The 753-nt window shown below is 49.8% G+C and carries 1 protein-coding gene; it reads right to left on the reverse strand.

The window, feature by feature from the left end:
* A partial coding sequence (locus R7E78_RS26230) for a fumarylacetoacetate hydrolase family protein (RefSeq protein ID WP_318058621.1) occupies window positions 1-753 on the reverse strand: 753 nt, incomplete at both ends.

The following is a 753-nucleotide window of genomic DNA, read 5'->3' on the forward strand; positions in this document are numbered from 1 at the left end:
CACCTTCCTCAATCGAAGTGCCATGGTCAGTGCCTTGCTTGTTGGACACCGTGCCAGAACCGATGATTGCGCCAGCCGTTAGTGGGCGCGTTTTTGTGGCATGAACGATTAAGTCTGCAAAGTCAAAAGTCATATCAACGCCAGCGTTAGGGCGACCAAACGGCTTGTGGTTGTAGGTGGAAACCAATGGTAAATGAACTTTGTTTTCATACCATGCATCGCCCAGTTCATCAGGGGTAACCGCTACGGGAGAAAACGCCGAAGACGGTTTAGATTGGAAGAAACCAAACCCTTTTGCGAGCTCCGCAGGAATCAAACCACGTAGCGAGATATCGTTCACTAACATAATGAGACGAATAGACTCTTGCGCCTCAGCAATACTTGCGCCCATCGGAACATCGCCAGTTACAACGGCAACTTCGCCTTCAAAATCGATACCCCATTCGTCGCTGGCAAACTCAATATTGTCGCAAGGGCCAATAAACGCATCTGAACCACCTTGATACATCAAAGGATCAGTCCAAAAACTCTCTGGCATTTCTGCGCCGCGCGCTTTACGAACCAACTCGACATGGTTGACATAAGCACTGCCATCAGCCCACTGATAAGCGCGAGGTAACGGAGACTCACAGTAATGCGCCTCAAACTCTTCAAACCCAGTGACCGTGCCATTGTTCAGCGCGGTGTAAATTTCTTCCAACTGTGGTGCAACAGCTTCCCAATTATCGAGCGCGACTTGCATGGTCGGTGCTA

Source organism: Vibrio sp. YT-19(2023), assembly GCF_033337395.1.